The sequence below is a fragment of the Thermococcus sp. 101 C5 genome (assembly GCF_009372125.1).
In the GTDB taxonomy this organism is placed as follows: Archaea; Methanobacteriota_B; Thermococci; order Thermococcales; family Thermococcaceae; genus Thermococcus_A; species Thermococcus_A bergensis.
The window spans coordinates 1-5,619 of sequence record NZ_WHIZ01000087.1 but is presented as its reverse complement, the minus strand read 5'-3'; the positions used below and the strand labels follow the sequence as shown (position 1 = coordinate 5,619).

Below are 5,619 nucleotides of genomic sequence, written 5' to 3'. Positions count from 1 at the left end.
GTTAGTTTGTTGTACCTGATTTTGGGGAACAGCTTCATTTCTTCGATTAGGACTCTGTAAGCGTGCTTGTAAACTCCGTTAAAGTGCAAGTGTGCTAGTATTGCGAAGGTTATCAGGTCGTAGAGGCTGATTATTTCCCTGTGAGTGTTTTTCGGGTAGTGTTTGCTGACTATCGGGTAGATTTCGGATTTTATGATCAGGATTTCCCTCTGAAAACTCAATACAACCACCAATCAACCAAAAAACTTAAGTGCTTATAACCCTAACGATCTAATGGGAACTAGGGTAAGGTATATATAACCTTTTGTGTCGGTTAAGTTTCATTAATACATCAATGTGTTTTATTAGTCAATAATGGATTTTAATGAGGAGTATGTCTCATAAGATATCTATGGTGCCTATTGGCTATGCTAATTACCCAAATCTACTTAACCCCTCTAATCGCATTCAATAAGAAATGGTGCAATGATTGTTGAAGATTGTTTCATAAATTCATTTTTAAATTCTTTCACTTGAATTTTTCTTGGGGGTGAGGACATGGATGAGCTTGAGATGATTAGGAGGAAAAAGATGCTTGAGCTCATGAAAAAAGCAGGGATGATTGAGGTCAAGCCCAAAGAACCGAAGGTTGTCATTGAGGTCATAACTTCTCCCACTTGTCCGTACTGTCCGATAGCATGGTCAATGGCCCAGGAAATAGCAAGAAAATACGAAGGAGTGGTAGCAAAGGAAGTGAGCGTTGCGACTCCAGAAGGGCAGAGAAAGGCTATGGAACACAACATAATGGGAACACCAACGATCTTAATAAACAACCGTGTTGAATTCATAGGTGTGCCGAACTTTGCTGAATTTGAGAGAAGAGTTAGGCAATATCTTTCCACATAAACTTTAAAAATCGCCTTCTTTAATTTCTCCCATGTTTTTGTATGAGAAAAATTTTGAGCTGCAGAAGGCGAAAGCCCTTGAAAGCCTGAAGGAAGCTCTTGAAAAAGGTCTAGTGGACAGAGACATTATCTCTCTTTTAGATAAGATAAACTCCCTTGAAAATTACTTCACAACATCCTCCTGCTCAGGTAGGATAAGTGTTATGCAGATGCCAGATTTTGGGGACAAGCTCAATGCAGTATGGCTAGGCAAGTGGCATAGGGAAGTGGAATTGGAGGAGGTGCTTGAGGCTATAGGAAGACACAGCGAAGGCATGCTCTGGTTCATGCTTCACAGCCCAATACTCCACATTTCCGCAAAAACCCTAAAAGATGCTGTGGAATTGCTCAATCTGGCCATATCTTGCGGCTTCAAGCATTCAAACATCAAAAGCATAAGTCACAAAAAGCTCGTAGTGGAAATTCGCTCAACCGAGAGAATGGACGTTCCCTTGGGCATGAATGGAGAACTCTGGGTGAGTGAGGATTATCTTAAGAAGATAGTTGGAATTGCAAACCTCCAGCTCAGAAGAGCCAAGGAAAAGCTCAAAAGACTTGAGAATGAAATTGAAAGGCTACTAAAAGCTTGAGCTTTCCAAGGGTTTTTTATCGGTTATGAACTAACCCTCAAGCCCCCTGAACTTCAAGAGCAGGAACACTCCAAAAACTGCCCAGAAGATTGAGATCAAAAACACACTTCCACTCTCTCCTGTCATCAATCTGGCCGCGCTCACCGTGGGTAGGAGGTTCATCACGGCTGCAAGCTTTTCCGGAAGAACGCTGTTAGGATAATAAACCGGCGGGAAGACCGTTAGGGCCGTAACGGTTAGGTTCGAGAGCCTCATAACGGTTAGTGGCTCCCTTATCTTAACGCCCATGAAAAAACCAATTCCAGCACTCCAGAGCCAGAGAGAAACTATTCCAAACAGAATTTCGGGTATCGCTCTCAATCCAAGCCGCCACGAAAGAAGTAGCGTCAGGAGGAGAATGTAAGGGAGCGCGGGGATGCTTATGCCGACGGATATTCCAAGGGCCTTTCTCCAGTTTCCTCCTGGAAGGGACATTACTATGTCGTAGAACTTCGAGCGGGCCTTCATGCCCACAAGCTCGATGGAGAGGTCGGCTATCCCAACGCCGGCTATGAAGCTCACGATCGCTCCAGCGAGTGCTCTCTCAAAGAACCTCCCACCGCTCACGACGTAGACGATGAAGATGAACGAGAGCGGCTGAAGTGCAAAGCTCACGAGTGTGAACTTCCCCTTTGTAAGGGCCTTCGCATAGTACTCAATCAGCGCCATCATCAATACCACCGACCAGAAAGACGTCTTCTATCGTTACTTCCTCCCTCCTGAAGGGAACTCCAAGCTCCTCAAGCTTCTCGATTATTCCCCTCTCCTCCGCTTTGGAGCGCGCGTAGATGTAGGTATGCCGTCCTGCCCTCCTCAGGAGAAAACCCTCAAGGGAGACCTCCCCGAAGGCGACGACCTTTGAGATAAACCCGCTGAGATATTCCCTCGCTATCTCCTCCGGTTTGCCGTTGGCGACTATCTTTCCCGCTTTGAGGAGGAGCACCCGGTCGCAGACGCTCGATATCTCATTGAGGTAGTGGCTCGTGAGGATTATGGTAGCTTCCTCTGCCCTCTCGCGAAGGGTTTCCCACAGCTTGAGCCTGTTCTGAACGTCAAGACCGACGGTTGGCTCGTCGAGGAAGTACAGGGGAACCTCGGCGGAGAGAACCATCGCGAGAAGGGCCCTCCCCACCATCCCTCCCGAGAGGACTGAAAAGAGCTCATCGGCGTAGTCTATCCCGAAGGCTTCCATTGCTTCATCGGCCTTCCTCCTGGCTTCCCCCTTTGAAAGAACGGGCAGATGGTAGTGGTAGACGTAATCCCTCGGCGTGAGCGTGTAGAAGTGGGTCCTGACATCTTGGGACAGGAGCGCGAAGAGCTCCCGGGCTTTTTCAGGCGCTCTCCCAAAGAGCTCAACCCTTCCAGAATCTGGCTTCAAAAGCCCCGTGAGGATTCTAATCAGGGTGGTCTTTCCCGCACCATTGGGGCCGATTACCCCCACTATCCCTGGCCCTTCTATGGAAAAAGAAACGCCATCAAGGGCGCGCTTTGAGCCAAATGATTTCGAGAGGTTTTTTACTTTGATCGGGAGCATACGTGAAGTTTAAACGAATTCGAATAAAAAAGCGAATAAAAAAGTTTTTCGGAAAAGTATAAAACTCAGGGTTGATTATATCCTCTAGAAAGTATCCGAGTAAATGCCTCAAGCTTGTCCCCTACCACAGTGGAACGCTGACTTCTGCACGTATCTCCCTCAAATCATAGATGACAACAAGTTTGTAGGTTCCGTTGTCTGCCAGCCAGTAGTCCATATTGAGCATTACTTCATTTTCATACAACTCCCAGGCTTGAGAACCATCAGGTTCGTGTCATTAGAGGGTATACATGACAACCGGCCTCTTGTACCTCATCCTGCTCCCATTTTGGACATAGAGCTTGAAAGTGAGAGCAATACATGAGGATGAAGGGAAGATAGGCAAACCTGTATTTCTCGTGTTGGTTATCTCCCATTCACGTTAAATTCCCAAAGAACATTACGGGAGTTTTTATTTCGAGAAAATGTTTTCGATGTAGGAAAGGTCTTGGGGAAAGGAGGAAAAGTAATTACTGATGTATCTGGTGTTCAGATTATATACTTTTTGTTAAGAGAAATGTAACAATATCATCCGTGAGGCATAAATGATGCCTCCAAAAAGTTTAGATTTTGCCTTTCATCCTGCATAATACTATGCATTGACACATAAAGCATGTTCAAATGAAGTAATAATTGGTGAACTAAAAGAAGAGAAAAGGTTAGAGACTTCAGAACTCAGTTTCTTCTTCTCCTGGTCCTTTTCCGCCTTCTTTGTCCTTTTCGAGCTTGCTTGCGGCAATGACGTCGTCGATTCTGAGGATCATTATTGCGGCCTCGCTTGCGCTCTTTATGGCCTGCTTCTTGACTCTTAATGGCTCAATGACTCCTCTCTCGAGCATGTCAGCTGGCTCTCCGGCAAAGACGTCAACACCGATTGTTGCACCCTTGTCCTTGTGAGCTGCAGTTACTTTCACTAAGACGTCAACTGGGTCAAGTCCAGCATTTTCTGCAAGAGTTCTTGGAATTACCTTCAATGCATCGGCGAAGGCTTCAATCGCAAGCTGCTCCTTGCCACCAACTTCTTTTGCGTATTCGTCAAGCCTGATGGCAAGTTCGATCTCTGGAGCACCGCCACCAGCGACGATCTTTCCGTCCTCAACAATGTCCTTGACGACTTTGATGGCATCTTCGAGGGCTCTCTCGACTTCGTCGACAACGTGCTCTGTTCCACCCCTAATGAGGATTGTAACTGCCTTTGGATTCTTGCAGCCCTCAACGAACACCATGTTCTCTCCTGCAACCTTCCTCTCCTCAACTACCTCAGCGTAACCTAAGTCATCTGGTGTAAGGTCTCTTACGTTTGTAACGATCTTCGCACCTGTTGCTTTGGCGAGCTTCTCCATGTCGCTCTTCTTAACTCTTCTAACGGCTAGGATTCCTGCCTTTGCGAGGTAGTGCTGGGCTAAGTCGTCAATTCCCTTCTGGCAGAAGACAACGTTAGCCCCTGTGGCAACGATCTTGTCGACCATTTCCTTGATCATCTTCTCCTCTTGCTCAAGGAATGCCTGGAGTTGCTCTGGGCTTGTGATTCTAATCTCAGCGTCTGTTTCAGTCTCTTTGACTTCAAGTGCTTCATTGATAAGTGCGATCTTGGCGTTTTCGACCTTCTTTGGCATTCCTGGGTGGACTCTTTCCTTGTCGATAACGACACCCTTAATGAGTTGAGTGTCCCTTACGCTTCCACCTTCCTTCTTCTCAAGCTTGATGTTGTCAATGTCCACAATGTACTTGCCATCAACTTCCTCTGCAACTAGTTTTACAGCCTCAACAGCAAGATTTGCAAGGTATTCTCTCTCTTCCTCTGCCGCTTTTCCAGTTATGGCGGTTGTTGCTGCCTTCACGAGTATCTCTTCATCCATCGGGCTAACATCCTTTGCAATGCTGTCAAGTATCTCTTGAGCTTTTTCAGCTGCAAGGGTGTAACCCTTAACGATTATCGTTGGGTGGATGTTCTGGTTAAGCAACTCCTCGGCTTTTCTTAAGAGCTCACCAGCGATGACTACCGCTGTTGTGGTTCCATCGCCAGCTTCCTTGTCTTGGGTCTTTGCAACTTCGACCATCATTTTGGCAGCTGGGTGCTGGATGTCCATCTCGTCAAGAATAGTTGCACCGTCGTTTGTGATGACTATGTCACCAAGGCTGTCAACAAGCATTTTGTCCATACCCTTTGGACCAAGGGTGGTTCTTACAGTTTCAGCAACAATTCTTGCAGCGAGAATGTTCAACCTCTGGGCATCTTTTCCAACATATCTCTGGGTTCCTTCGGGAAGAATCAATATTGGCTGGCCTGCAAGTTGGGCCATCTCCACCCACCCCCGACTTTTTTATTTCTTATCTGCGGGGAATTTTTAGTTACAATGTGTTTTCATTCCGATTATCCATTCCTTTGTGCTATTTATAAATTTTTCGGTCAACATGGGCGTGTTTAGTTTCACCCCCTGTTATTTAAACAGTATTTGACTCTGAGGAGGATTTTCAGACCATAACACATTAC

6 protein-coding genes and 1 pseudogene are annotated in these 5,619 nt (G+C 46.2%); 2 read left to right on the top strand and 5 right to left on the bottom strand.

The features are described from left to right. Positions 1-230: pseudogene (locus GBV73_RS10260) on the bottom strand (IS982 family transposase); the annotation flags it as partial. Between the two features lie 307 nt (positions 231-537). Between GBV73_RS10260 and GBV73_RS10255 the strand changes: the two are divergent. Beyond that, positions 538-885 (top strand): thioredoxin family protein, encoded by a 348-nt coding sequence (locus GBV73_RS10255; RefSeq protein WP_152881167.1) that lies wholly within the window; start codon positions 538-540, stop codon positions 883-885. A 31-nt stretch (positions 886-916) separates the two neighbouring features. Beyond that, positions 917-1,513 (top strand): hypothetical protein, encoded by a 597-nt coding sequence (locus GBV73_RS10250; protein WP_152881165.1) that lies wholly within the window; start codon positions 917-919, stop codon positions 1,511-1,513. 30 nt (positions 1,514-1,543) lie between these two features. Here GBV73_RS10250 and GBV73_RS10245 read toward each other — a convergent pair whose 3' ends face one another. The 4 genes from GBV73_RS10245 to thsB form a co-directional block, all read right to left on the bottom strand. Next, on the bottom strand, positions 1,544-2,224 hold the full coding sequence (locus GBV73_RS10245; protein WP_152881163.1) for a multidrug transporter: 681 nt from the start codon (positions 2,222-2,224) through the stop codon (positions 1,544-1,546). Then, the gene (locus GBV73_RS10240) at positions 2,208-3,086 is read right to left on the bottom strand and encodes an ABC transporter ATP-binding protein (protein ID WP_152881161.1); all 879 of its coding nucleotides are present in this window, start codon (positions 3,084-3,086) and stop codon (positions 2,208-2,210) included. The genes GBV73_RS10245 and GBV73_RS10240 overlap by 17 nt, the downstream gene beginning before the upstream one ends. A 121-nt stretch (positions 3,087-3,207) precedes the next feature. Then, on the bottom strand, positions 3,208-3,330 hold the full coding sequence (locus GBV73_RS11485) for a hypothetical protein (protein WP_256371126.1): 123 nt from the start codon (positions 3,328-3,330) through the stop codon (positions 3,208-3,210). Positions 3,331-3,793: 463 nt separating this feature from the next. After that, positions 3,794-5,428 carry a thermosome subunit beta gene (gene thsB, locus GBV73_RS10235; RefSeq protein ID WP_152881159.1) on the bottom strand — a complete coding sequence of 545 codons (1,635 nt, stop codon included), beginning with the start codon at positions 5,426-5,428 and terminating at the stop codon, positions 3,794-3,796. Between the last annotated feature and the right edge of the window lie 191 nt (positions 5,429-5,619).

What these genes read in the sequence shown, in the direction of transcription:
- GBV73_RS10255 (WP_152881167.1), top strand. Translation starts at nt 538, where the DNA reads ATGGATGAGCTTGAGATGATTAGGAGGAAAAAGATGCTTGAGCTCATG.
- GBV73_RS10250 (WP_152881165.1), top strand. Translation starts at nt 917, where the DNA reads ATGTTTTTGTATGAGAAAAATTTTGAGCTGCAGAAGGCGAAAGCCCTT.
- GBV73_RS10245 (WP_152881163.1), bottom strand. Translation starts at nt 2,224, where the DNA reads ATGATGGCGCTGATTGAGTACTATGCGAAGGCCCTTACAAAGGGGAAG.
- GBV73_RS10240 (WP_152881161.1), bottom strand. Translation starts at nt 3,086, where the DNA reads ATGCTCCCGATCAAAGTAAAAAACCTCTCGAAATCATTTGGCTCAAAG.
- thsB (WP_152881159.1), bottom strand. Translation starts at nt 5,428, where the DNA reads ATGGCCCAACTTGCAGGCCAGCCAATATTGATTCTTCCCGAAGGAACC.